Below are 22,967 nucleotides of genomic sequence, written 5' to 3' on the forward strand. Positions count from 1 at the left end.
GATCAGGCTCTCGCTTTGAAGGGCTGGAATTGATTGTCGGGGTTGAGCCGTTCGCTCAGCAGGTTGGCGTATTCGTCCGCCCCCGGCAGCAGGTCGGGACGGTGTTCGCCCAGCTTGGACTCCATCCAGGCGCAGGCCTCTTCGGCCGTCTGGATGGCGCCCTCGATGTCTTCGAGTTGTTGCTTCAGCGCCTCGACCTGGGCGCGGTGACGGCGCAGGGCCACGGCCATCTGATGGACGTTGTGGTCCTTGCGGTCATACAGATCCAGCATCTCCTGGATCTCCTGCAGGGTGAAGCCGATGCGGCGGCCCCGCAGGATCAGCTTCAGCCGGGCGCGGTCGCGGCTGTCATAGACGCGCGTCTGGCCCTTGCGGGCCGGGGTCAGCAGGCCCTTGTCCTCATAAAAGCGCAGGGCGCGCGCGGTCGCCCCGAACTCGCGGCACAGGTGCCGGATGGAATAGGTGCGGTGATCGTCTGCGGTCGCCATGCGTCATTCATAACTTGACGCGGACGTAAAGGGAAGCTTCTCGCTCGCTCCCTCGACAAGTTGTGAACGCGGCGGGAGGCCAAACGCAAATCGGCCGCGGAGAGCTTGCGCCCGCCACGGCCGATCCGGGAAGAAAAATTGTCAGGCGATCAGTGGCGGCGGAACCAGAAGACCGGCGCCGTGATGGCGATCAGGAAGAGGTTGGTCAGGGCCAGGCCGACGTTCAGTTCCATGCCGTGCAGGATCAGCATGATGCTCTGCAAGGCCAGCAGGCCGACGCTGGCCGTCAGCAGCAGGGGACGACCAAAACGCCACGACACCAGGGGCGCCAGAACCATCAGAGCCAGGACGATCTCGACCACGCCCAGGCCGCGCACGAAGTTGACGCTGGCCATGGCGGGCCAGTGCATCAGCACGGTCAGGTTCTCCATCGACTCCGTCAGCTTGGCGTAGCCGGCGGCTATGAAGAACATCGCGATCCAGCCCTGGAAGGTCCACAGGGTCAGGTTCAGGTAATCGGCTTTTGCGCGGGATCGGGGCGTCAAGGTGGTCGAGGTCATGGTCGAAACCGGGGAGGTTTGATTGGTAACAGTTGCTAGATCAGATTGCGGGGTCCCATCGTCAAGGAACTGTAACAATCTGTGAACCGGGGTAGGCGCGACCTGCGGCGACGGCGTGGCTGAAACCACAATTCCCCGTAATCCGACGGTGATCGTCAAAAGGCACTAGGCCGCGCGAAGCGGCCTGTCAACGTCTGATGACATCAACTGATGACATGAGGTGTAGGTGTAACAAAATCCGCTCATCCCCGCAGAGGCGGGGACCCAGTGGGAGCTTCACGCGCAGCCCGCGACCGAGAACTAAGCGTCACGCCCTCGGCCAAAGATCTGGGACCCCGCCTCCGCGGGGATGAGTGGAATTATAGGGCCCAAGCGATCCGCGCCGCCTCCAGGCGGGCCAGCTTGGCGTACAGCGGCGACCAGTCGTCGCCCTGATCGATCGCCGACCAGATAGCCTCGACCTCGTCGATCAGCATTTCCTCGGGTTCGGGCGTGGCGAACATCGGATGCTCCAGCCGCTCGGGCCGGTCGGGCTCGTGCTCCAGCAGGGCGAAGCGGAAGGCGTCGAAGGCCTCACCCTGATAGACCTTGCCGCGCACGCCGCCCAGCGCCCGCGCGCCGGAGCTGAAGCCGCCGAACCAGTCGAAGAAGAGCGGCTCCCAGCGCAGGGCCTCGCCCTTGTCGCGTAGCAGGGCCAGGGTGGCGTCCAGCAGCCTCTGGTCCGCCGCCTCGCCCAGGCTCTTGACCCCCAGCCGGTTCAGGAAGGCGGCGCGCAGGTGGCGGATATAGGCGGGGCCGAAGCCGTTCAGGGCCTCGGTCAGGGCCGCGACCTGCGGCTCGGCGATCAGCTTCAGGCAGCCGGCCAGCTGGGTCAGGTTCCAGAACACGGCCTCGGGCTGGCGCGCGAAGGCGTAGAGGCCGGAGGTGTCGAAGTAGGCGGCGGTGAAGGCCGGATCATAGTGCGGCAGGAAGCGCCACGGGCCGTAGTCGAAGCTCTCGCCCGTCACGTTCAGATTGTCGGTGTTCAGCACCCCGTGGACGAAGCCGGCGGAAATCCACTTCGCCGTCAGCCGCGCCGAGGCCTCGACCACGGCTGCCAGGAAGCCGGGCGCGTCGCCGAGCGTGACCGAGGGATGATACAGGCTGCGGGCGTGCTCCAGCAGGACCTCGATCTGGCCCTTGCGGCCATAGTAGGCAGCGCGCTGGAAAGTGCCGAAGCGCACGTGGCTGTGCGACAGCCGCACCATGACGGCGGACCGGGTGGGCGAGGGCTCGTCGCCGCGCTCCAGCGCTTCGCCGGTCTCGATCAGCGACAGGATGCGGCAGGTCGGCACGCCCAGACTCTCCAGCATGGCGGCGGCCAGCACCTCGCGCACGCCGCCCTTCAGCGTCAGCCGTCCGTCGCCGCGCCGCGACCAGGGCGTCTGGCCGGAGCCCTTGGTGCCGAGGTCCAGTAGGCGACCTTGAGGGGCGCTATCGCTCGCGACGCGGTCGCTCGCTGCTTGAGCGCTGCCCACCTCCCGCAGCTGCGCCGCCAGAAACCCGCGTCCGTCGCCGAGGTCGGGGTTGTAGGTACGGAACTGGTGGCCGTGATAGCGCATGGCGACGGGGCCGGGCTGGCCGGGCAGGGGATGGAAGCGGCCAAAAGAGCTCAGCCATTCGTCGTCGCTCAGAGTCTCCAGCCCGACGTCCGCCGCCGCACGGTCGTTGCGGACTCGCAGGATCGTTTGGGGGAAGTCCGCCGCCGACACCGGATCGCCGAAGTCGGGGCCGAGATCGAAGAAGCGCGGGTCGGGACGATAGGCGGGGGAGACGGGCATGAACTGGCAGATGCGCGCTCGTCGCTCGGTTCGCAACCGCAACATCGACGGTCGAGTTTGTCTTGAACCTGTGGGTGGGTCCGCTATTTTCAGCAGCAGAGATCAGGTCCCGCTTCGCTTGTCGTGCGTCGGGGCCAGGCCGGCGCCGTCCTTTGATGTGCGAATCCGGTCCGGCGTCCGTCGATAACCTGACGCCACGACAGTCCTTTTGATTTCGGAGACCGCCGTGGCCAAGAAGCTCACGCTCGACTTTCTCAAGACCGAAGCCGGTTCCGGCGCGGTGCTCGGCCTCGCCGCCGTCGCCGCCCTGATCGTCGCCAACTCGCCTCTGTCCGCCGACTACTTCGCCTGGCTGAAGAGCGTCCACGTACTTCAAGTCGGCCCGCTGCGGCTGGAAGAGACGATCTCCGGCTGGATCAAGGAAGGCCTGATGGCGGTCTTCTTCCTCGTGGTGGGGCTGGAGATCAAATACGAGATCCTCAGGGGCGAGCTGAGCAATCCCAAGAAGCTGGCCCTGCCGATCATCGCGGCCCTGGGCGGCATGGCGGTTCCGGGCCTGGTCTATCTGGCCGTCGCCGGGGCGCTGGGAGGGCCGTCGCAGGGCTGGCCTATCCCCCTGGCCACCGACATCGCCTTCGCCCTGGCCGTCTTCGCCATGGTGGGCAAGGGCCTGCCGTCATCGCTGCGGGTCTTCCTGCTGACCCTGGCCATCGTCGACGACCTGGGGGCCATCGCCCTGATCGCGGTCCTTTTCAGTCAGGGCGTGCAATGGCTGCCGCTGCTGGGCGTGGCCGGGGTTCTGGCCGCGCTGGCCCTGATCGGCCGTCGCCGTCTGGCCGGCCCCTTCTGGGTCCTGGGCTTCGGCGCGGTCTGGTATCTGACGGTGATGTCGGGGCTGTCGACCTCGCTGACGGCGGTGGCCTTCGCCATGATCGTGCCGGTCGCGCCGCGTCCCGAGACGTCTCAGAGCCCGCTCAAGGAGGCGATGCACGACCTGCACCCCTATGTCGCCTTCCTGGTCCTGCCCCTGTTCGCCTTCGCCAAGGCGGGCGTGTCCTTCGCCGGTCTGTCGCTGGAGCAGGCCTTCGCGCCCCTGGTCATCGCCATCGCGCTTGGCCTGTTCGTCGGCAAGCAGGTCGGCGTCTTCGGCGCCGCCTGGCTGGCCGCCAAGCTCAAGATCGGCGACAAGCCCTCGGGCGCCAGCTGGCTTCAGCTTTACGGCGTCAGCCTGCTGTGTGGCATCGGCTTCACCATGAGCCTGTTCATCGGCGTCCTGGCCTTCCCCGGCGCGGTGGATTCGCCCGTGCAGATCGAGGTCAAGCTGGGCGTTATCGGCGGATCGGTGCTCTCGGCCCTGGCGGCGGCGTTGATTCTGAACCTTGCGGCGCGACGTCAGCAACAAAGGCAAGCCGCCTCAACTGCCAAGATCTTGCAGTGAACGTTGATAATATTGACCTTGCGTAATCGATTTTTGTCGCTTTCTCGCCACACGTAGAGCGACGTTGGCTGAAATCGCCATTCGCAGCTTTGCGGCTTCTTGTCGCTTTCCCGACCCTGGCTTACCCCTGTTCATGGAGAATTCACGCCGTTCAATGAGCGTGGATCGACAGGGACAGGAATCGCCACGGTCGCCGCGGGCGGCCGGGCCACAGAGCCGGGGAGCCGCCATATGCGTTTCAACAACATCCTTCGCTGCACCGCGTCGGCCGCCGTCGTCGGCGTCGTCGCCTTCGGCTTCGCCGGCGCCGCCTCGGCCCAGGAAGGGCCGACGACGATCGACGACATCATCGTCACCGCGCAGAAGCGTGAACAGAACCTGCAGGACGTGCCGATCGTGGTCACGACCCTGTCGCAGGAGGCGCTGGACGGCGCGGGCGTGCGCGACATCAAGGATCTGCAGATCCTGACGCCGGGCATGACCGTCACCTCGACCCAGTCGGAAGCCTCGACCACGGCCCGTATCCGCGGCGTCGGCACGGTCGGCGACAACCCCGGCCTGGAAAGCTCGGTCGGCGTGGTCATCGACGGCGTCTATCGCTCGCGCAACGGCGTCGGCTTCGGCGACCTGGGCGAACTGAGCCGCATCGAGGTTCTGAAGGGCCCGCAGGGCACCCTGTTCGGCAAGAACACCTCGGCCGGCGTCATCAACATCATCACCGAGGCGCCTTCGTTCACGCCGGGCTTCAACGCCGAGGCCACCTACGGCAACTTCAACGCCTGGGGCGTGGCCGGCTCGGTCACCGGCCCGATCACCGACCAGATCGCCGGTCGTCTGTATGTGGCCAAGCGGGAGCGCGACGGCTTCTATGACGTGGTCACCGGCGCCGGTCCCCGCACCGAGAAGGACGACCAGAACCAGAACTTCTGGACCGCGCGCGGCCAACTGCTGATCCTGCCGTCCGACGAGGTGTCGATCCGTCTGATCGCCGACTATTCCAAGCGCGACGAATACTGCTGCGTCTCGACCCAGGTGCGCACCGGCCAGACCTATGGCGCGGTCACGACGGTCGGCGGCCAGCAGCAGCCTCCGGCGCCCGGCTTCGGCGCTCTGCCCTTCTCGCGCACGGCCTACGCCAACCGCAGCACCGCCCAGACCATGGAAGACATGGGCTTCTCGGCGGAAGCCAACATCGACATCCCCTCGTGGGACGCCACCCTGACCTCGCTCACCTCCTGGCGGAACTGGGAGGGCATCAACGCCATGGACCTCGACTATACGACGGCGGACCTGCTGTATCGTGTGGATGACGGCGGTTACGGCTTCGAACTGGACAACCTGACCCAGGAGTTCCGCCTGGCGGGCTCGACTGACAAGCTTGACTGGCTGGTCGGCGTCTTCGCCACGCGTGAGAACATCAGCCGCAACGACAGCTACTGGTACGGCGCCGGTTATACGCCCTTCCTGTCGCTGCTGATCTCGTCGCAACTGAACGCCGGCACGGGCGGCGCCATTCCGCAGAGCGGCAATATCATCGGCTGTCTGACGCGGGCCGGCACCACCCCGACCTTCCTGGCGGGCTGCCTGCTGAACGGCGGCGCCTCGACTTCGGGACCCCTGGCGCCGACCGGGCCGGGCTTCGGCGTCGGCCACGGGGTGCAGGACCACTATAGCCAGCGTTCGGACTCGCTGGCCCTGTTCACCAACAACACCTGGCATGTCACCGACCAGTTCGATGTGACCCTGGGCCTGCGCTACACCCAGGACAAGAAGCGCCTTCTGGGCGTGCAGGACAACCTGGGCACTAATGGCGCGGCCTGCGGCGGCGCCCTGGGCAATGTCACCAACCTGACCAACGCCTTCATCGGCGCGGGTCTGACCCCGGCCGCGGCCGCCGCCAGCGCCCAGCGCGTCGCCGGCAACGTCTGCCTGCCCTGGGCCAACCCCCTGTTCGACAACCGTCGCATCTCGGAAGAGACCGACGACGGCGAACTGAGCGGCACGATCAAGGCGGCCTATCGCTTCAACGACTCGGTCATGGCCTACGGCTCCTACGCCCGCGGCTACAAGTCGTTCGGCTATAACCTGGACCGGGTGCAGACGGGCATCACGCCGACCGCCTCGTTGCTGTTCCCCTCGGAAACCGTCGACAGCTTCGAACTGGGTCTGAAGAACACCCTGTTCAATCGTACGGTCCTGCTGAACCTCACCTACTTCAACCAGAAGTTCGAGGACTTCCAGCTCAACACCTTCCTGGGCACGGCCTTCGTGGTCGAATCCATCCCCGAGCTGAAGTCGCAGGGTTTCGACGCCGACTTCGTCTGGTTCACCCCGATCGAGGGCCTGTCGCTGAGCAGCGGCCTGACCTACACCGACACCAAGTACGGGGATTTCGTCGCCGCGGACCTGACCAATCCGGGCAACTTCCCGCAGCTGTCGCTGCTGCCCGGCGCGCGGGCGTCGTTCGCGCCGGAATGGTCGGCCACGGGTTCGGTCGCCTTTGATCGTTCGATCGGCTCGGGCCTGAAGGTCGGCTTCAACCTCTCGGCCAAGTACTCGACCGAATACAACACCGGTTCGGACCTGCTGCCCTACAAGATGCAGGACGCCTTCACCCTGGTGAACGGCCGCGTCACCCTGGGCTCGGAGGACGAGCGCTGGGCCCTGGACATCTGGGCGCAGAACCTGACGGACGAGGAGTACAAGCAGGTGGCGATCAACGCCCCGCTGCAAGGTTCGGCCTTCCAGACCACGGTTCAGCCGAACGGGACCTACTTCAACCCGGCCCTGGACACCCAGACCTACAACGCCTTCATGGGCCAGCCGCGCACCTACGGCGCCACCCTGCGCGTCAAGTACTGATCGGCCTTCGCCCTCGTGGCGAGGTCAGGGCGGCCCGGAGCGATCCGGGCCGCCTTTTCTTTTGACTGGGGGAAGGGGCGTTCATTTGCGTCGGGCTGATCACCGGCGCCTTGTTGGAGCTGCTTTCGAGGTCGCGCATGAAAAAGCCCCCGGAGATCGCTCTCCGGGGGCTCTTCGTCTGGAGGAGTATTCAGTCGTGCAAGGCGGTCGCCTCGCCCGGCCGGGTGCCGTCGGCCAGCTTGCGCTGTCCGGCGAACATGCGGCCCAGAACCCGGCGACCAAAGCCGGCGATGTCGTCGACGATGGTGAAAATGGCCGGGATATAAAGCAGAGACAGGAAGGTCGAGGAGATCAGGCCCCCCAGGACGGCGATGGCCATGGGCGAGCGGAACTCGACGTCGGCGCCGATCCCCATGGCGATGGGCACCATGCCGGCGCCCATGGCGAAGGTGGTCATCAGGATGGGGCGCGCCCGCTTGTGGGCGGCGTCCATGATGGCCTCGCGCCGCGTCATCCCCTCCTTCTCGGCGATGATGATGTAGTCGACCAGCAGGATGGAGTTCTTGGCCGCGATCCCCATCAGCATCAGCACCCCGATCAGGGCGGACATGGAGAAGCTCTTGCCGCCGATCACAAGGCCGATGAAGGCGCCGCCGATCGCCAGGGGCAGGGCGGCCATGATGGTGACCGGATAGGCGAAGCTTTTGAACAACAGGGTCAGGACGGCGTACATCAGCAGGATGCCGGAGATGAAGGCGATGCCGAAGCCGACCAGCATTTCCTGGATGAACTCGGCGTCGCCGGCGGGCACCTGACGCACGCCGGTCGGCAGGTTCTTGACCGAAGGCAGACGGTTGACGGCCTGTCCCGCGGCGCCGGTGGTGATACCGTCCAGTTCCGCCGTGATCGAGGCGATGCGTGAGCGATCCTGACGGCTGACGGTGGCCGGACCCGCGCCGAACTCGATGTCGGCCACGGCGCTGAGCGGCACGGAGGCGCCCGAGGCGGTCGGCACGCGCAGGTTTTCCAGCACGTTCAGATCCTCGCGGGCCTCTTCGGTCAGTTGCAGCCGGATCGGGATCTGGCGGTCGCCCAAGTTGTACTTGGGCAGGTTCTGCTCAATGTCGCCGATGGTGGCGACACGCACGGCCTGGGAGATGGAGCCGGCCGAAACGCCCAGCAGGGCGGCTTCATCCGGGCGCGGCGTGACCAGGATTTCCGGTCGGGCGATGGCGGCGGTGTTGACCACATTGGCCAGCCCCTTCACGCCGCGCATCTCTTCCTCGACCTTGCGGGCGGCGGCTTCCAGGGTCGCCGGATCATCGCCCAGGATGGAGAAGGTGTAGCTGGTGCCGTCGCCGGGGCCGCCGCCCTGCTGGGCGATGCCGGCCCGGATGCGGGCGCCGGGGATCTGCTTCAGTTCATCGACCATGACGCGTTGGAAGGCTTGCTGGCTGAGCGCCCGCTCGCCCTTGGGAGTCAGGTCGGCGTAGATGTTGGCCTGACCCACGTCCTGACCGCCGATGGCGGCGTAGACGGAGGTGACCTCGGGCCTGGCGTTCAGCCTGGCGGTGACCTGATGCACCACGGCGTCGGTCTGGCGCAGGGTCGAGCCAGGCGGCAGTTCGACCTGGAAGGCGGCGCGGCCTTCGTCGCCCGGCGACATGAACTCGAAGGACATCTTGGCCACGACCGACAGGCCGATCGAACCGACCAGGAAGAGGGCGCCCATGACAAACACCTTCCAGCGGTTGCCCAGGCACCAGTGAAGGGCGCGCAGATAGCCCGCCATCCAGAAGGGGTCCTTGTCCTCGTGCTTGGTGTGCTTCAGCAGATAGGCGGCCATCAGCGGGGTCAGCGTCCGCGCCACCACCAGCGAGAAGAAGACGCTGATGCAGGCGGCCAGGGCGAAGGCCTTGAAGAACTGGCCAATGATGCCCGGCATGAAGCCGACGGGGGCGAAGACGGCGATGATGGTGCCGGTCGTCGCCACGACGGCCAGGCCGATCTCGTCGGCGGCTTCGAAAGCGGCGTCGTATGGCGGTTTGCCGTCCCGCATGTGGCGGACGATGTTCTCGATCTCGACGATGGCGTCGTCGACCAGGATGCCGATGGTCAGGGACAGGGCCAAAAGGGTGACGACGTTCAGCGACTGATCCATCGGCCCGAGCAGGGCGAAGGTCGGGATCAGCGACATCGGCATGGCCGTGGCCGCGATCAGGGTCGCGCGCCAGTCGCGCAGGAAGATGAAGACCACGATGACGGCCAGAACGGCGCCCAGCAGCAGGGCCTCCAGCGAGGCGAGGTAGCTCTCCTCGATGTATTTCACGCTGGAGGTGACCTGTTCGATGGTCAGCTCGGGATGGGCCTCGTCGATCTTGGCCACCTCGGCGCGGACCTTTTCGGCCACCTTGACCTCGCTGGCCTCGCGCGAGCGAAGGAAGTTGAAGGTCACGGCTTCCTGGCCGTTGTAGCGGGCCAGGCGGCGGGGCTCGCCCCACTTGTCGACCACGGCGCCCAGGTCGCCCAGACGCACGCTTCTGCCGTCGCCCAGCGGCACCAGGGTCTCGCGCAGTTGCTCGACGGAACCGGCGGCGCCCAGGGTGCGCACGGCGCGCTCGGACCCGGCCACGGTGACGCGGCCGCCGGGCAGGTTGTTGTTGACGTTGGTCAGGGCCTGGCTGACCTGGGCGGCGGTGACGCCGTACGAGGCCAGGCGCACCGGGTCCAGTTCGACGCGGATCTCACGATCTACGCCGCCCGAGCGATTCACCTCGCCGACGCCGCCGAGCGCCAGCAGGGCGCGGCTCATCTCGTTGTCGATGAACCAGCTGATCTGTTCCGGCGACATGGTGGGCGAGCGGACCACATAGGTGATCAGGGCGTCGCCGGTGATGTCGATGCGCTGGACCGTCGGCTCCTGCATGTCCTGCGGCAGGGAGCCGCGCACGCCGCTCATGGCGTTGCGCACGTCGTTGGTGGCGCGTTCCGTGTCGGTGCCCAGCTCGAACTCGATGGTGGTCGAGGACACGCCGTCGGTGACGTTGGAATAGATGTGGCGCACGCCCGACAGGCCGGCGATGGAGTCCTCGATCACCCGCGTGACCTGGACTTCCATTTCAGCCGGGGCGGCGCCCGGGCGGGCGGCGGTGACCGAGACCAGGGGGAAGTCGATGTCGGGGTTGTTGTTGATCCGCATCCCCATGAAGCCGGTCACCCCCGCCAGCGTCAGCAGCAGGAACAGCAGGATGATGGGAATGGGGTTCTTGATGGCCCAGGAGGAGATATTGTTCATGGCCGGGCCTTACTTCGCGGCCGGAGCAACGGTCGGTGCGGCAGTCGGGGCGGCGGCGACCGTCACCTTGTCGCCCTCGTTCAGGAAGCCGGCGCCCTGGACCACGACGCGGACGCCGGGCTCGATCCCGCTGACCGAGGTCTGGTCGTCGCGGCGCGACAGGACCGTCACCGGGCGGAAGTGGGCGGCCCCTTGCGTATCCAGAACGAAGACCCCCGACTTGTTGCTGCGGTAGAGGACGGCTCCGGTAGGCACCACGGTCGCGGGCTGGGCGCCGGCGTTGATCGAGGCGCGGGCGAACATGCCGGGCTTCAGGCCGCTGCCGGGCGACAGGGTGATGCGGGCCAGACCCAGGCGGGTCTGGGCGTCCACCTCGGGGGTGACGATGCGGATCGTGCCGGAGGTGGCGACGCCCTCGTTGGAGGTGATGGTGGCGGTCTGGCCGGCGCGCAAGGCGGGCAGATCGGTCTCGGGCACCTGGGCGTCCAGTTCCAGACGGCCGTCGCGGACCATGCGGAAGAGCTGGGTTCCGGCCTCGACGATCTGACCCTTGGTCACGCTGCGGCTGATGATCAGTCCCGAGACGGGGGCCTTGATCTCGCTTTGGGCCAGGCGGGTGCGAGTTTCCGACAGCGAGGCCCGGGCCGAGGCCAGATTGGCTTGCGAGGCGCGCTGGTTGGCCAGGGCGGTGTCCAGCGAGGCCTGGCTGAGGAAGCCGCGTGACTTCAGTTCCTGGGCGCGGCCGAGCGCGGCGTCGTCGCGGGCGGCGTTGGCCTCGGCGGTCTGGACGCCTGCCTGTTGCTGACGCAGTTGGGCCTGCAGCAGGGCGTCGTTCAGCTTGACCAGGACCTGCCCCTGACGAACGTAGGAGCCCTCATCGACATAGACGCCGACGGCGGTCAGGCCGCCGGTCTCGGCGCCGACCGGCACCTCCTCCCAGGCCGAGACGCTGCCCGAGGCGACGATGACGCGCGGGAGGGCGACCTCGGTCGCCGTGGCGACGCTGACCGTCTGACGCGAGGCGCCCGCCTTTTCTCCGGCCTTGGACTTGTCGTCGCTGTGCCCGCCGCAGGCGGCGAGCGTCAAGACTGCGGCGGCCGTCAGGAGGAGGGCCGGGGTACGAGGGGTTTTCGCCACGTGCGAGGATCCTTGAGAGGGTCGGGGCAGGGCGTGCGAACCTTCTGTTCCACGCCGGAACGCAGTTAGGGATTGGGCCCGTTCTTAGCGTTTCAGCGAGCCGTTCTCAAACCTCGCACGGCAGGATTACCGCGAAGTAATCCTGCCGTCTTTTCGGCTAGGGACGGTCCCGGTCCGGCAGGGCGGCGACCTCGGCTTCGGACAGCTTTTTGACGATCCGCGCGTGGCAGGGCGTCGCGGGCGGCGTGCCGCCCGAGAAGACGATCTGGGTCGTGTCGCCGGTGCACAGGCGATCCAGTCCGCGTTGCGGCCAGAAAGCCATGCCCATGGCGTGGTCCATGTCGCGGCAGGCGCCCGAGACCTGGAGTTCAAACACGGCCTTGCCGATGCCGCGCACGAACACTGTCTGGTCCGACGAGCGAACCCGGAAGCTCTGGACGTCGTTCTGGAAAAGACACTGTCGCTGGGCGGCGGAGGTCGAGGCGGCGGTCGGGTCAGAGGCGGTCGGGGCGCAGCCGGCCAGGGCGACCAGACTTGCGGTGGCGGTCAGAAGTGCGGGGATGAGGCGGGGCATGTGAGGCTCCTTGAAAGCGCTGCGGTTCCCTAACGCCGAGAAGATGAACCTTGGCTGTCTAAGCGCGCGAAGCGGCGTGCGGGTTGCCTGAGCCCGGCGGAAATCGGCCGGGCGCGAAGCGGTCAGCCGCTGTGCTTTGCAGGGGGGACGGCTGGTTCAGGATGCACGCCGCCAGATGCTCGCCGAGCAGGGGCGCGACGCAAAAGCCTCGCGAACCGAGACCGGTCAGGGCGTAGAGGTTCGGCTGGTCCAGAGCGCCGACGACCGGCAGACGGTCCGGCGTGGTGGCGCGCACGGCCTTGCGGGTCTGGACGGGGCTGGCGGTCTCGACCTGGGCCGCGAGCGCGGGCAGGGCGGCGCTGAGGGTTACGAGATTGCGCGCAGAAGCCTCCGGCGTAGGCGTGGTTTCGCTCTCTCCCCGGTCGTGGGTGGCGCCGAACAGCAGGCCCCTGCCCGTGGGCACGGCGTAGCCGCCCCAGGCGACGGGCGGGGTGGTCGGACCCTCGACCCAGTCGGCTTGACCGGCGACGGGGGCGAGGGGAAGGTCGGGCGCGAGGGCGGCTGTTCCCCAGCCGGCGGTAAGGACCACGGCGTCGGCTTTGATCAGGACCGCGCCGTCGGCGTCGAGCAGGGCCCAGCCCTCGCCTTCGGGCTGGAGGGTCTCGACCGAGGCGGTCAGGCGCGCGGCGCCGGCCAGCCAGGCTTCGAGCACCGCCGAGGGGCGCAGGGCTAGCGCGCCGCGCATCATCAGGCCGCCGCTCTGGACGGCTTGGCCGAGGTGTTCGGCGCAGGCGGCGGCGTCGAGACGCGTCATGGCGTCTTCGGGCCACAGGTCCTGGGCGGCGATCTTGTCGAAACGTGCGGCGTCGCGGGGCGCCTGCTCCAGTTGCAGGACGCCCTCGGCGATCACGGCGTCAGGCAGGGCGCGGTAGAGGTGACGGGCGCGCTCCAGGGCCTGGGCGTGGAAGCCGGCGATCAGGGCGTCGCCGGCGTCGAGGCGCGGCGTGACCAGGGCGGCGGGAAAGCCCGAGCCGCCCGCGCCGGGGCGCTCGGCCTCGATGACGGTGACGCGGGCGCCGCCGGCGACCAGGGCGCGCGCGACCGAGGCCCCGGCGATCCCGGCGCCGACGACAGCGATATGGCGTTGCGGGCGGGCGGCGGGCGGGGGCGAGGGCAGATGGGCCTCCAAGCGTTCGCGCTTGCGGCCGTGGCCGGGCTTCTTCTCGACGACGAAGCCGTGCTCGGCCAGGCCGCGCCGCACGGCACCCGCGACGGTGAAGGTGGCGACCCGCGCGCCGGGGGCGGAACTGGCGGCGATCAGGGCCATGATCTCGGGCGACCACATGCCGGGGTTCAGGGCGGGCGAGAAGCCGTCGAGGAACCAGGCGTCGGCGGCGCCGGACCATTGCTCCAGCGCCCACTCGGCGTCGCCGACGGCCAGGTCGACGGTCGCGTTCCACTGCGGCAGGTCGAGGCGGTGGAAGCCGGGCGTCCCCTCGGGCCAGACGGCGAGGAGGGCCTCGGCGGTCTCGGCCAGTTCGGGCCAGGCGGACAGGGCGCGGGCGGCCTCGTCCCGGGTGAGGGGGAAGCCTTCGACGGAGAAGACGTGCAGACGGCCGTTCTCGGGGCGGGCGCGACGCCATAGGTCCAGCAGGGCGACGATGTTCAATCCGGTGCCGAAGCCCAGTTCGGCGACGGTGAAGTCGGCGTGGTCGGCCCAGGCCTGGGGCAGGCCGCAGCCGTCGAGGAAGACGGCGCGGGTCTCGGCCAGACCGTCGTCCCTGGAGAAATAGACGTCGCCGAACCGGCCTGAGCGGGGCGAGCCGTCCTCGGCCCAGACCAGCTGTGGGGAGGCGTCGCCGGGGGACTGTTCGCGCGGGTCGTCGGTCATGGCGGGGCTTTAGCCGTCAGGCGTCCGGCTGGATAGCGGGCACGAAAAAAGGGGCCGTCCGAAGACGACCCCTTTCCGCATCGCGACCCGGAGGCCGCGATCCAAGACGTAAGTCTTAGTGAGCGGCGGCCGGAGCGGCAGCCGGAGCAGCGGCGGCCGGAGCAGCAGCGGCGTCGGCAGCAGCCGGAGCAGCGGCGGCAGCAGCGTCGGTGGCGGCGCCAGCAGCGGCGGCGGCGTCGGTGGCGGCGGCGTCGGCGGTGGCAGCGGCGTCCGTGGCGGTGGCGGCGGCGTCGGTGGCGTCGGCGGCGGCGTCTTCAGCCTTGTCGGTGGCGGCCGGTTGGCAAGCAGCCAGGGCCAGAGCGGCGGCCGAAGCGGCGATCAGAGCGGTGATGCGCATAGTTGTTATCCTTCAGAAGGTAAAAGCGAGATCATGAACCCTCGCTAGGGGGGAGATAACGGGATCGTGAGCAAAACCGCAAGCGAAATTCTCACGGGTTCGTGAAGTCTCGTTATTCCCAGCAAAAAGACCGCCCCGACATCCCGTCGAAGCGGCCTTTTCACGGTCTTTGGGGGACCGATTTTTTTAGTGCGCGGCCTTCTCGGCGGGCGGCGGGGGCGGCGGAGTCGTAGCGGCGGCGGCCGTGTCGGCGGCCGTCTGAGCGGCGGCGCCGGCCGAGGCGGCGGCGTCGGTGGCGGCGCCGGCGGCGGCCGTGGCGGCGTCAGCGGCGGTGGCCGCGGCGTCGGTGGCGGTGTCGGCGGCCGCGTCAGCGACAGCGGCGGCTTCTTCGGTCTTGGGCGCCGGCTGCTGGCAGGCGGCCAGCGAGAGGGCGCCCAGGCCCGCAGCGACGATCATCAGGCGACGGATGGTCATGTGACTATAGCCCCTTTGACTTCAAGTTTCGGCGGGACCATCCCGCCGATGCAAGGCGTAACGCGAGATTGCAGGGTTCGACAAGCCCGCACCGGCCTCAGGCCGGGGGAACCGGAGGGGCGGCCGGATCCATGGGGTCGGTCGGCGGCCTGTCCTCGGGCAGGGTCGGCGGTGTCTGGGCGGGCGGCGAGGTCGGGGCCGTCGATTCGCCGGGCGGAGGCGCGGCGGAGTCCGGCGCCGGTGCGGACGCGGCGCCCTCGGCGGGGACGGCCACCGATTCGGCAGCAGGCGCGTTCGAAGTTGGAGGCGACTTGTCTTCGCACGCCGCCAGGACCGTTAGGGCGCTGGCGCCAAGAAGGAGGGCGGACAGGGCTTTCATGCAGGGCTCCACAGGAATGCACGCGAACGTGACCCGTGGAGAACCATCGTGAGCGATCCGTGTTCCCTCCGTGAACGGAAGGGGAGAAGACCGGTCAGGCGTCCGTCGGAGCGGCCGCCAGGGCCTCTTCCATTTCGGCGAAGGACGGCTGGGCCGTCGAGGGGATGTCGCCGCGGCCGATCTCGACCGAGATCTGGGCGGCGTTGCCGTGCAGGTGGGCGACCAGCACCGACTGGATGATCTTGTAGTAGGCGCCTTCCTCTTCGATGATCGCGTTCAGGCGCGCGGCGAAGGGACCGACCAGGCCGTAAGCCAGGAAGACGCCGAGGAAGGTGCCGACCAGGGCGCCGCCGATCATGCCGCCCAGGACTTCCGGCGGCTCGGTGATCGAGCCCATGGTCTTCACGATGCCCAGAACGGCGGCCACGATGCCGAGCGCGGGCAGGCCGTCAGCCAGGTTCTGCAAGGCGTGAGCCGAGGCCAGGGCTTCGTGGTGGTGCTTCTCCAGCTGCTTTTCCATGGCGTCCTCGATCTGATGCGGATCTTCGAGGTTCATGGTCATCATCCGCAGGGTGTCGCAGATGAAATCGGTGGCGAAGTGGTCCTTCAGCACCTTGGGGTATTTCTGGAAGATGCTGCTCTCGGCCGGCTTTTCAATGTGGCTTTCCAGGGCGATGACGCCCTTGGACTTCATCGTCTTGGTCAGTTGGAACAGGAGGGACAGCAGGTCCTTGTAGTCCTGCTTCTTCCACTTGGGCCCGGCGAAGGTCTTGCCGAAACCGGCCAGCGACGCCTTGATCACCGGCAGGCTGTTGGAGATCAGGAAGGCGGCGACGCCTGCGCCGCCGATGGCCATGAACTCGTGCGGCAGGGCGTGCATGATGACGCCGAACTTGCCGCCCGCCAGGACGTAGCTGCCGAACACCATGGCGAACAGCATGATGATGCCGATAATCTGGAACATGAGGCGGTCGGACGTCCTGGAGGAGAAGGCTCAGGACGCCCGTTATCGGCGTTAATGCTTAAGGGCGAGTTTCACGAATCCCGGTTCGGGACGCAATCCGGGCGCGCGATGTCGCAGGCGTCGGGCGCCTAAAGCCGGGTCGTGCCGTCCAGAATGGCCTCATAGGCCTTGGCGGTCAGCTTCTGGTAGCCGGCCTTGCCGCCGCGCACATAGACGGGACCCTCGACCTTCTCCAGATCGAAGCCGTCGGCGACCAGATCCACCTTGCGGTACTTGAAGGTGCCGGTGGTCTCGGCCGACTTCATCAGCCGCAGGAAGACGGGGCGGGCGTAGGGCGGCAACTGCTCATCGGCGTAGGCGGCGAAGGCGGCAGGGTCGAACTTGCCCTCCAGCACCAGGCCGGCCATCCCGGCCTTGCCTTCCTGACCGGGGACGACGACGCCGTAGGCGATGACTTCCTGAACGCCGGGGGCGTCGTGCAGGCGCTGTTCAACCTCGGCGGTCGAGACGTTCTCGCCCTTCCAGCGATAGGTGTCGCCCAGGCGGTCCATGAAATAGAGGTAGCCGTCGCGGTCCTGGCGCATCAGGTCGCCGGTGCGGAACCAGCGATCGCCCTTCTTGAAGACGTCGGTGAGGATCTTCTTCTCCGAGGCCTTCTTGTCGGCGTAGCCCGAGAAGTCGTGACGGATGTCCGAGGCGATCTGGCCGATGGCCTCGCCGGTTTCGCCTGTCGCCACCAGGCGGCACATGCCGTCGGCGCCGCGGATCGGCTCGCCGCTCTCGGGGTCCAGGGCGATCAGGCGGATGTTCAGCTGCGACTTCAGGAAGCCCGGCACGCGGCCGATGGCGCCCGCCTTGCCGTCGAAGTTGAACAGGGAGACATTGCCCTCGGTCGAGCCGTAGAACTCCATGATGTTCTTGATGCCGAACCGCTTCTGGAACTCGGTCCAGACGTCGGGGCGCAGGCCGTTGCCGAAGGCCAGACGCAGCTTGTGGGCGCGCTCGTCCTCGTTGGGCGGGCAGTTGACCAGATAGCGGCACAGCTCGCCGATATAGACGAACATGGTGGCGCCGGACGTTTTCACGTCGGGCCAGAAGTGGGTCGCGGAGAAGCGGCGGCGAATGATCATCCGACCGCCGTTCAGCAGGATCGATCCGACCCCCACCAGGCCGCCGGTCGAGTGATACAGCGGCAGGCAGTTATAGAGGGCGTCCCTGGACGTCGAGGCGGTGGCCCCGGCGAAGGCGCGCATATAGGTCCGGGCGCGCGAATGGGGGATGCGCGCCGCCTTGGGCAGGCCGGTCGTGCCCGAGGTGAAGATGAACAGGGCCGTGTCGCGGTTGGTCAGACCGCTGCGCAGGCCCTTGTCCGGGCGCACCGAGGAGGCGCTGCGCACGGCGTTGTCGATGTCGCGGCGCTCGTTGGTCTCGTCTTCGTCGGCCAGGCCGTGGACCCAGACCATCAGGTTGCGGTCGATGAAGGGGCGGGCCTCTTCGACCGCGCGCCAGCTTTCCTGATCGGTGACGACGTTGAAGGCGTTGGAGATGGTCAGGCAGTGAGCCAGGGCCTGACCGGTCAGATTGGTGTTGATCAGGGCCGTGGCCACGCCGACCTTGGAGAAGCCGATCCAGGCGGCCAGGTATTCGACCCGGTTGTGCATGACCAGGGCGATGACGTCCGAACGCTTCAGGTTCCGCGCCTTGGCCCAGTGGGCGTAGCGGTTGGCCAGGGCGTCCAGCTCGCGATAGGTGAGGCGGCGGTGTTCATCCTCGAGCGCGACATTGTCGGGAAACTTGTCGACGGCCTCCTCGATGTCGTCACAGACCAGGACGTCGCTGTCGAGGGTGATGGGTTTGATGCGCTTCAGGAGGCGGTACAGCCCGCCCGCGAATCTCATATCGCGCCGGATGTTCGCTGCCAGACCCATGGTTGCGCCGCCTCTTCCCGAGTTTATGACTTTCAACGGTGATGAACGGGCGGCGACGGCGGGTCAACAGGTAGCAGGCGCACATCGCCACAATGTTTCATCGGCGCGATGCTTGGGCCTCGTTTTCGATGACGTTGGGTAAGGTTGATGCGCGACGTTACGTCAACCTGTGCGGCGATCAACGGCGAGAATGGCCGAAGAAATGACGGCTGGATGACTTGATCACGCTTTCGCCTGAACTGTGGCGTCAGTGGTGTTTCTTGGGGGCGATGACGTTATTCGCGGAACCACGCTCTTTTTACCGGGTTGAGTGGCCCTGGATCAAGGAGAAGACATCATGTCCGTGACCTATACTGATCAAATTCGCCCCGCCGCTGACCGCCTGGACAACGAGGCCTATGTGCCCGTCTATGCCCGCCGCAGCGGCCGGATGTCGAAGAAGCCCGTGAAGACGTGGATGATTCTGGCCCCGTTGGGGGTCTTGGTGATCGGGGGCGCGGCGGCGGCCATGCTGATGCAGCCCGGTGAGGAGACGACGCCTGCGGCCATCGAGGCCGCGCCGCCTGCGCCGTTGGTCGCGCCGGAAGTCTCGCCTGAGGTTTCGTCGCTGACGCCGGCTCCGATCGCGCCGGCCGAGTTGACGACGGCCACGCCTGCGGCTCCGTCGGTCGCCGCCCCGGTCGAGCGACGCGCGCCCCCGGCGCCGACCGCCCCGGCCAGGGCCCCGCGCGCCGCTCCCGTGGAAGAGACGGAGGCGCCGATCGTGTCGACCGGACCGCAGCCCTATCTGTCGGTCGCGCCCCAGGCTCCGGTCGTGACCCCGCCGCCGGCGCCAGTCACGCCCGCCGCGCCGCCCGCGCCCGTCATCATCGTTCCGACGACCTGATCGTCGTCCGTCAGGAAAGGCCCGGCTCGCGCCGGGCCTTTTCCTTCGCGCTCAGGGCTGTGACGGGGTCACGCGCCAGACCACGTCGCCGACGTCGTCGGCCACCAGAAGCGCGCCCGAGCGAATGCCCAGCACCCCGACCGGGCGGCCCATGGCCTCGCCCTTTTCGTTGCGGAAGCCGGTCAGGACGTCCTGCGGCGGACCTGCGGCCCTTCCTCCGCTGAAGGGGATGAAGATGACCTTGTAGCCGGCGGGCGGGTTGCGGTTCCACGAGCCGTGCTGGCCCACGATGGCCCCGTTGCGCCACCGGGGCATCAGGGCGCCGGTGTAGAAGGTCAGACCGAGCGAGGCGGTATGGGAGCCCAGGGCGTAGTCGGGCTTGATGGCCCGGGCCACCATGTCGGGGCGGGGCGGCTGGACCCGCGCATCGACGGTCTGGCCGTAGTAGCTCCACGGCCAGCCGTAGAAGCCGCCCGGCGTGACCGAGGTCATGTAGTCGGGGACCAGATCGTCGCCGATCTCGTCGCGCTCGTTGACCGCCACCCACAGCCGCCCGTCTTCGGGGTTCCAGGCCATGCCGACGGGGTTCCTCAGGCCCGAGGCGAAGACGCGGCGGGCGCCGGTGGCCGGGTCGATCTCCAGCACGGCGGCGCGGTCCGCCTCTTCGCCCAGGCCGTTCTCGCCGACGTTGGAGTTGGAGCCGACACCGACGTAGAGCTTCGAGCCGTCGGCCGAGGCGACCAGACTCTTGGTCCAGTGGTGGTTGCGACCGGCGGGCAGGTCCGCGACCTTGACCGGCGTCGCGGTGATCTGGGTCTGGCCATTCTGATAAGGCACGGCGACCACGGAGTCGGCGTTGGCGATGTAAAGGCGCTCGCCGACCAGGGCCATGCCGAAGGGCGAGGTCAGGCCGGACAGGAAGACGGTCTTCAGTTCCGCCACGCCGTCGCCGTCGGCGTCGCGCAGCAGGCTGATGCGGTTCGCGCTGGGCACGCCCGCGCCCGCCTTGCCCATGACCAGGCCCTGAACCCAGCCGCGCAGCCCGCCCTTCTTGTCGTCCGGCTTGGGCGGGGCGTTGCTTTCGGCCACCAGGACGTCGCCGTTGGGCAGTTCATAGAGCCAGCGCGGATGGTCCAGGCCTGTGGCGAAGGCGTTGACCGCCAGACCCTGGGCCGCGACCGGGGTGCGGCCTGCGGGCCAGCCGACGGCGGGGGCGATCTTGACCGTGGGGATGCGTTGAGGCCGGGCCTCGGGCAGTTGCGGGTCGGCGCCGAAGCCGACGCTTTCCGGTAGCGCGCTTTCCGTGCCGCAGGCGGCGAGCGCCGTCAGCAGGGGCAGGGCGGCGGCGAGGCGGCGACGGCTCATGGGCTTGTCTCCTCAGCGTTCGGGCAGGGCCGGGAACTCCAGGCGGCTCACATCATACCCCAGTTCGCCCGCCCGTCGCGTCAGCCGCGCCAGCTGGTCGGGGGTGGGGACCTCGCGGGTATAGATGAACAGCTTGTCGAAGGTCGGGTCCGACGCGATGAACCAGCTGTAGTCCTCGGCCCGGTCCAGCACCCAGTAGTCCCAGGTGACGAAGCCCCACAGGTATCTGACCCGCAGCTTGGCGTTCATGCCGGGGTCGAGGATTTCGCCGCGACCCTCGATGGCCTTCTCGCGGCCCTGGGGCGTTCCGACCTGGCAGGTGTCGCGCACGGCGACGCGGGTCGGCGGGCTGAAGTCGTAGTTGCTGGCCGCGGCCACGCAGCCGTCGGTGATCTTCATGGGCAGGCGCGCCACCTCGTGCCAGCGGCCCGACCACAGGCGCTGGGCGTCGACGGGCTTCAGCGGCTGGGGCGCGCGGGTTTCGCTCATGGACGGCGCCGTGGCGCAGGCGCCCAGGGTCAGGACCAGCATCAGAACCAGGGCGGCGGCCGGCGCCGCAAGGGCGAGGCGACGCAGGGGCGGGGCGGCGACGGGCATGGGAGCCTCCGTGTGACGAACACAGGTTTACGTCCGCCGTCCCCTGTCGGATGACTTCGGTTGGAAAACCGGTCGGCGGCGGGCCTTGAGCGCGCCGCCACGCCTTCCTATCTGCCAAGCCTCGCCGGGAGGGGCCATGCCGTCAGTCATCACCATTCAGGGTCTGACCAAGACCTACAAGTCCGGCCATCAGGCGCTGAAGCCCATCGATCTGGAGATCGAAAAGGGCGAGATCTTCGCCCTGCTGGGGCCGAACGGCGCGGGCAAGACGACGATGATCTCCATCATCTGCGGCATCGTCATGCCCTCGACGGGGACGGTGATCGCTGATGGTCATGACATCCAGAAGGACTATCGCGCCGCCCGCACCAAGATCGGCCTGGTGCCGCAGGAGCTGACGACCGACGCCTTCGAGACCGTCTGGGCCACCGTCACCTTCAGCCGGGGCCTGTTCGGCAAGGCCCCGAACCCGGCCCTGATCGAGCGCATCCTTCGCGACCTCAGCCTGTGGGACAAGAAGGACGCCAAGATCATGACCCTGTCCGGCGGGATGAAGCGCCGCGTCATGATCGCCAAGGCCCTGAGCCACGAACCCGACATCCTGTTCCTGGACGAGCCGACGGCGGGCGTGGACGTGGAGCTGCGCCGCGACATGTGGGGCCTGGTGCGCCAGCTGCGCGACCAGGGCGTCACCATCATCCTGACCACCCACTATATCGAGGAGGCCGAGGAGATGGCCGACCGGGTGGGGGTCATCCTCAAGGGCGAGCTGATCCTGGTCGAAAAGACCGCGACCCTGATGCGCAAGCTGGGCAAGAAGACCCTGACCCTGAACCTGCAGGAGCCGATGACGGTCATCCCGCCGGAACTGGCCGAATGGGACCTGAGCCTGCAGAACGAGGGCGGGGAGCTGGAGTACGCCTTCGACGCCCACGCCGAGAAGACCGGGGTGCCGTCGCTGCTGCGCCGCCTGTCTGATCTGGGCATCGCCTTCAAGGACCTGAACACCCGCCAGAGCTCGCTGGAAGACATCTTCGTCAGCCTGGTCCACCGCGACGGGGAGAGCGCGTGATGACGTTCAACGGACATGGCGTCTGGGCCATCTATCGCTTCGAGATGGCGCGGGCCCTGCGCACCCTGTGGCAGTCGATCGTCACGCCGGTGATTACTACGGCGCTCTACTTCGTCGTCTTCGGCGGGGCCATCGGCAGCCGGATGGAAGAGGCCGGGGGCGTGCCCTACGGCGCCTTCATCGTGCCGGGTCTGATCATGCTGAGCCTGTTCACCCAGTCGATCTTCAACGCCAGCTTCGGCATCTACTTCCCCAAGTTCACCGGCACCATCTATGAAATCCTGTCGGCGCCCGTCAGCCCGCTGGAGATCGTCATCGCCTATGTCGGAGCGGCGGCGACCAAGTCGGCGGTGCTGGGGCTGATCATCCTGGCCACGGCGGCCCTGTTCGTGCCGTTGCAGATCCTGCACCCCTTCTGGATGCTGGCCTTCCTGATCCTGATCTCGACGACCTTCAGCCTGTTCGGCTTCATCATCGGCGTCTGGGCGCAGAATTTCGAGCAGCTGCAGATGATCCCCATGCTGATCGTCACGCCCCTGACCTTCCTGGGCGGGGCCTTCTATTCGATCGACATGCTGCCGGACGGCTGGCGCACGGTGACCCTGTTCAACCCGGTGGTCTATCTGATCTCGGGCTTCCGCTGGGCCTTCTACGGCATCGGCGACGTCAGCGTGGGGCTGAGCCTGACGGCCACGCTGGGCTTCTTCTTCGCCTGCCTGGCGGTGGTCGGCTGGATCTTCAAGACGGGCTATCGTCTGAAGAATTGAGGACGGTTCAACGCGTCACGAAACCGCCGAACTCGCTCAGCAGTTTGATGGTCTTCCGACCTTTTAGTGATGC

Annotated in this window: 19 protein-coding genes; 5 read left to right on the forward strand and 14 right to left on the reverse strand. The window is 67.8% G+C overall.

Annotated features, from left to right (window positions below):
• Positions 1–2 precede the first annotated feature (2 nt).
• The 3 genes from ACI2KI_RS10860 to ACI2KI_RS10870 form a co-directional block, all read right to left on the reverse strand.
• Complete coding sequence (locus ACI2KI_RS10860) at positions 3–488, reverse strand: MerR family DNA-binding transcriptional regulator (protein ID WP_313103457.1); 486 nt, start codon at positions 486–488, stop codon at positions 3–5.
• Positions 489–637: 149 nt separating this feature from the next.
• Positions 638–1,048 carry a DoxX family protein gene (locus tag ACI2KI_RS10865; RefSeq protein ID WP_404619971.1) on the reverse strand — a complete coding sequence of 137 codons (411 nt, stop codon included), beginning with the start codon at positions 1,046–1,048 and terminating at the stop codon, positions 638–640.
• Positions 1,049–1,407: 359 nt separating this feature from the next.
• Positions 1,408–2,868: a protein adenylyltransferase SelO gene (locus tag ACI2KI_RS10870; RefSeq protein WP_404619973.1), complete on the reverse strand. Its 1,461-nt coding sequence runs from the start codon at positions 2,866–2,868 to the stop codon at positions 1,408–1,410.
• Positions 2,869–3,094: 226 nt separating this feature from the next.
• Here ACI2KI_RS10870 and nhaA point away from each other — a divergent pair, with 226 nt between their 5' ends.
• Both nhaA and ACI2KI_RS10880 read left to right on the forward strand, forming a co-directional pair.
• Entirely contained in the window at positions 3,095–4,306 is a 1,212-nt protein-coding gene (gene nhaA, locus ACI2KI_RS10875) for a Na+/H+ antiporter NhaA (RefSeq protein WP_404619975.1), read from the forward strand.
• Positions 4,307–4,537: 231 nt separating this feature from the next.
• Positions 4,538–7,168, forward strand: a complete 2,631-nt coding sequence (locus tag ACI2KI_RS10880) for a TonB-dependent receptor (protein ID WP_404619977.1) — start codon at positions 4,538–4,540, stop codon at positions 7,166–7,168.
• Between the two features lie 190 nt (positions 7,169–7,358).
• Here ACI2KI_RS10880 and ACI2KI_RS10885 read toward each other — a convergent pair whose 3' ends face one another.
• From ACI2KI_RS10885 to ACI2KI_RS10925, 9 genes are all read right to left on the reverse strand, one after another.
• On the reverse strand, positions 7,359–10,463 hold the full coding sequence (locus ACI2KI_RS10885; protein WP_404619979.1) for an efflux RND transporter permease subunit: 3,105 nt from the start codon (positions 10,461–10,463) through the stop codon (positions 7,359–7,361).
• Between the two features lie 9 nt (positions 10,464–10,472).
• Entirely contained in the window at positions 10,473–11,600 is a 1,128-nt protein-coding gene (locus ACI2KI_RS10890; RefSeq protein WP_404619981.1) for an efflux RND transporter periplasmic adaptor subunit, read from the reverse strand.
• Positions 11,601–11,757: 157 nt separating this feature from the next.
• A complete protein-coding gene (locus ACI2KI_RS10895; protein ID WP_404619983.1) occupies positions 11,758–12,174 on the reverse strand; it encodes a DUF6491 family protein in 417 nt (138 codons plus the stop codon).
• Between the two features lie 58 nt (positions 12,175–12,232).
• On the reverse strand, positions 12,233–14,065 hold the full coding sequence (gene mnmC, locus ACI2KI_RS10900; protein ID WP_404619985.1) for an FAD-dependent 5-carboxymethylaminomethyl-2-thiouridine(34) oxidoreductase MnmC: 1,833 nt from the start codon (positions 14,063–14,065) through the stop codon (positions 12,233–12,235).
• A 115-nt stretch (positions 14,066–14,180) separates the two neighbouring features.
• Entirely contained in the window at positions 14,181–14,462 is a 282-nt protein-coding gene (locus ACI2KI_RS10905) for a hypothetical protein (RefSeq protein WP_292085606.1), read from the reverse strand.
• A 186-nt stretch (positions 14,463–14,648) separates the two neighbouring features.
• On the reverse strand, positions 14,649–14,936 hold the full coding sequence (locus ACI2KI_RS10910) for a hypothetical protein (RefSeq protein ID WP_404619987.1): 288 nt from the start codon (positions 14,934–14,936) through the stop codon (positions 14,649–14,651).
• Between the two features lie 97 nt (positions 14,937–15,033).
• Positions 15,034–15,315 carry a hypothetical protein gene (locus ACI2KI_RS10915; protein ID WP_404619989.1) on the reverse strand — a complete coding sequence of 94 codons (282 nt, stop codon included), beginning with the start codon at positions 15,313–15,315 and terminating at the stop codon, positions 15,034–15,036.
• Between the two features lie 94 nt (positions 15,316–15,409).
• The gene (gene motA, locus ACI2KI_RS10920; protein ID WP_292085609.1) at positions 15,410–16,279 is read right to left on the reverse strand and encodes a flagellar motor stator protein MotA; all 870 of its coding nucleotides are present in this window, start codon (positions 16,277–16,279) and stop codon (positions 15,410–15,412) included.
• 128 nt (positions 16,280–16,407) lie between these two features.
• Positions 16,408–18,207 (reverse strand): long-chain-acyl-CoA synthetase, encoded by a 1,800-nt coding sequence (locus ACI2KI_RS10925; protein ID WP_404619991.1) that lies wholly within the window; start codon positions 18,205–18,207, stop codon positions 16,408–16,410.
• A gap of 337 nt (positions 18,208–18,544) precedes the next feature.
• Here ACI2KI_RS10925 and ACI2KI_RS10930 point away from each other — a divergent pair, with 337 nt between their 5' ends.
• Positions 18,545–19,093 (forward strand): hypothetical protein, encoded by a 549-nt coding sequence (locus ACI2KI_RS10930; protein ID WP_404619993.1) that lies wholly within the window; start codon positions 18,545–18,547, stop codon positions 19,091–19,093.
• 51 nt (positions 19,094–19,144) lie between these two features.
• Here the strand turns inward: ACI2KI_RS10930 and ACI2KI_RS10935 are convergent, their stop codons facing one another.
• Together ACI2KI_RS10935 and ACI2KI_RS10940 are read right to left on the reverse strand one after the other, a co-directional pair.
• Entirely contained in the window at positions 19,145–20,458 is a 1,314-nt protein-coding gene (locus ACI2KI_RS10935; RefSeq protein ID WP_404619995.1) for a PQQ-dependent sugar dehydrogenase, read from the reverse strand.
• A 12-nt stretch (positions 20,459–20,470) separates the two neighbouring features.
• On the reverse strand, positions 20,471–21,055 hold the full coding sequence (locus ACI2KI_RS10940; protein ID WP_404619997.1) for a lipocalin family protein: 585 nt from the start codon (positions 21,053–21,055) through the stop codon (positions 20,471–20,473).
• 136 nt (positions 21,056–21,191) lie between these two features.
• Between ACI2KI_RS10940 and ACI2KI_RS10945 the strand changes: the two genes are divergently transcribed.
• Positions 21,192–22,127 carry an ABC transporter ATP-binding protein gene (locus tag ACI2KI_RS10945; protein WP_404619999.1) on the forward strand — a complete coding sequence of 312 codons (936 nt, stop codon included), beginning with the start codon at positions 21,192–21,194 and terminating at the stop codon, positions 22,125–22,127.
• On the forward strand, positions 22,127–22,894 hold the full coding sequence (locus ACI2KI_RS10950; RefSeq protein WP_404620001.1) for an ABC transporter permease: 768 nt from the start codon (positions 22,127–22,129) through the stop codon (positions 22,892–22,894). Before ACI2KI_RS10945 ends, ACI2KI_RS10950 begins: the two co-directional genes overlap by 1 nt.
• Positions 22,895–22,967 lie beyond the last annotated feature (73 nt).

This window comes from Brevundimonas sp. NPDC046655 (assembly GCF_044901625.1).
Lineage (GTDB): Bacteria > Pseudomonadota > Alphaproteobacteria > Caulobacterales > Caulobacteraceae > Brevundimonas.

What these genes read in the sequence shown, in the direction of transcription:
- ACI2KI_RS10865 (WP_404619971.1), bottom strand. Translation starts at nt 1,048, where the DNA reads ATGACCTCGACCACCTTGACGCCCCGATCCCGCGCAAAAGCCGATTAC.
- ACI2KI_RS10915 (WP_404619989.1), bottom strand. Translation starts at nt 15,315, where the DNA reads ATGAAAGCCCTGTCCGCCCTCCTTCTTGGCGCCAGCGCCCTAACGGTC.
- ACI2KI_RS10885 (WP_404619979.1), bottom strand. Translation starts at nt 10,463, where the DNA reads ATGAACAATATCTCCTCCTGGGCCATCAAGAACCCCATTCCCATCATC.
- ACI2KI_RS10880 (WP_404619977.1), top strand. Translation starts at nt 4,538, where the DNA reads ATGCGTTTCAACAACATCCTTCGCTGCACCGCGTCGGCCGCCGTCGTC.
- ACI2KI_RS10905 (WP_292085606.1), bottom strand. Translation starts at nt 14,462, where the DNA reads ATGCGCATCACCGCTCTGATCGCCGCTTCGGCCGCCGCTCTGGCCCTG.
- ACI2KI_RS10910 (WP_404619987.1), bottom strand. Translation starts at nt 14,936, where the DNA reads ATGACCATCCGTCGCCTGATGATCGTCGCTGCGGGCCTGGGCGCCCTC.
- motA (WP_292085609.1), bottom strand. Translation starts at nt 16,279, where the DNA reads ATGTTCCAGATTATCGGCATCATCATGCTGTTCGCCATGGTGTTCGGC.
- ACI2KI_RS10940 (WP_404619997.1), bottom strand. Translation starts at nt 21,055, where the DNA reads ATGCCCGTCGCCGCCCCGCCCCTGCGTCGCCTCGCCCTTGCGGCGCCG.
- ACI2KI_RS10870 (WP_404619973.1), bottom strand. Translation starts at nt 2,868, where the DNA reads ATGCCCGTCTCCCCCGCCTATCGTCCCGACCCGCGCTTCTTCGATCTC.
- ACI2KI_RS10925 (WP_404619991.1), bottom strand. Translation starts at nt 18,207, where the DNA reads ATGGGTCTGGCAGCGAACATCCGGCGCGATATGAGATTCGCGGGCGGG.
- ACI2KI_RS10930 (WP_404619993.1), top strand. Translation starts at nt 18,545, where the DNA reads ATGTCCGTGACCTATACTGATCAAATTCGCCCCGCCGCTGACCGCCTG.
- ACI2KI_RS10945 (WP_404619999.1), top strand. Translation starts at nt 21,192, where the DNA reads ATGCCGTCAGTCATCACCATTCAGGGTCTGACCAAGACCTACAAGTCC.
- ACI2KI_RS10860 (WP_313103457.1), bottom strand. Translation starts at nt 488, where the DNA reads ATGGCGACCGCAGACGATCACCGCACCTATTCCATCCGGCACCTGTGC.
- ACI2KI_RS10935 (WP_404619995.1), bottom strand. Translation starts at nt 20,458, where the DNA reads ATGAGCCGTCGCCGCCTCGCCGCCGCCCTGCCCCTGCTGACGGCGCTC.
- mnmC (WP_404619985.1), bottom strand. Translation starts at nt 14,065, where the DNA reads ATGACCGACGACCCGCGCGAACAGTCCCCCGGCGACGCCTCCCCACAG.
- ACI2KI_RS10895 (WP_404619983.1), bottom strand. Translation starts at nt 12,174, where the DNA reads ATGCCCCGCCTCATCCCCGCACTTCTGACCGCCACCGCAAGTCTGGTC.
- ACI2KI_RS10950 (WP_404620001.1), top strand. Translation starts at nt 22,127, where the DNA reads ATGACGTTCAACGGACATGGCGTCTGGGCCATCTATCGCTTCGAGATG.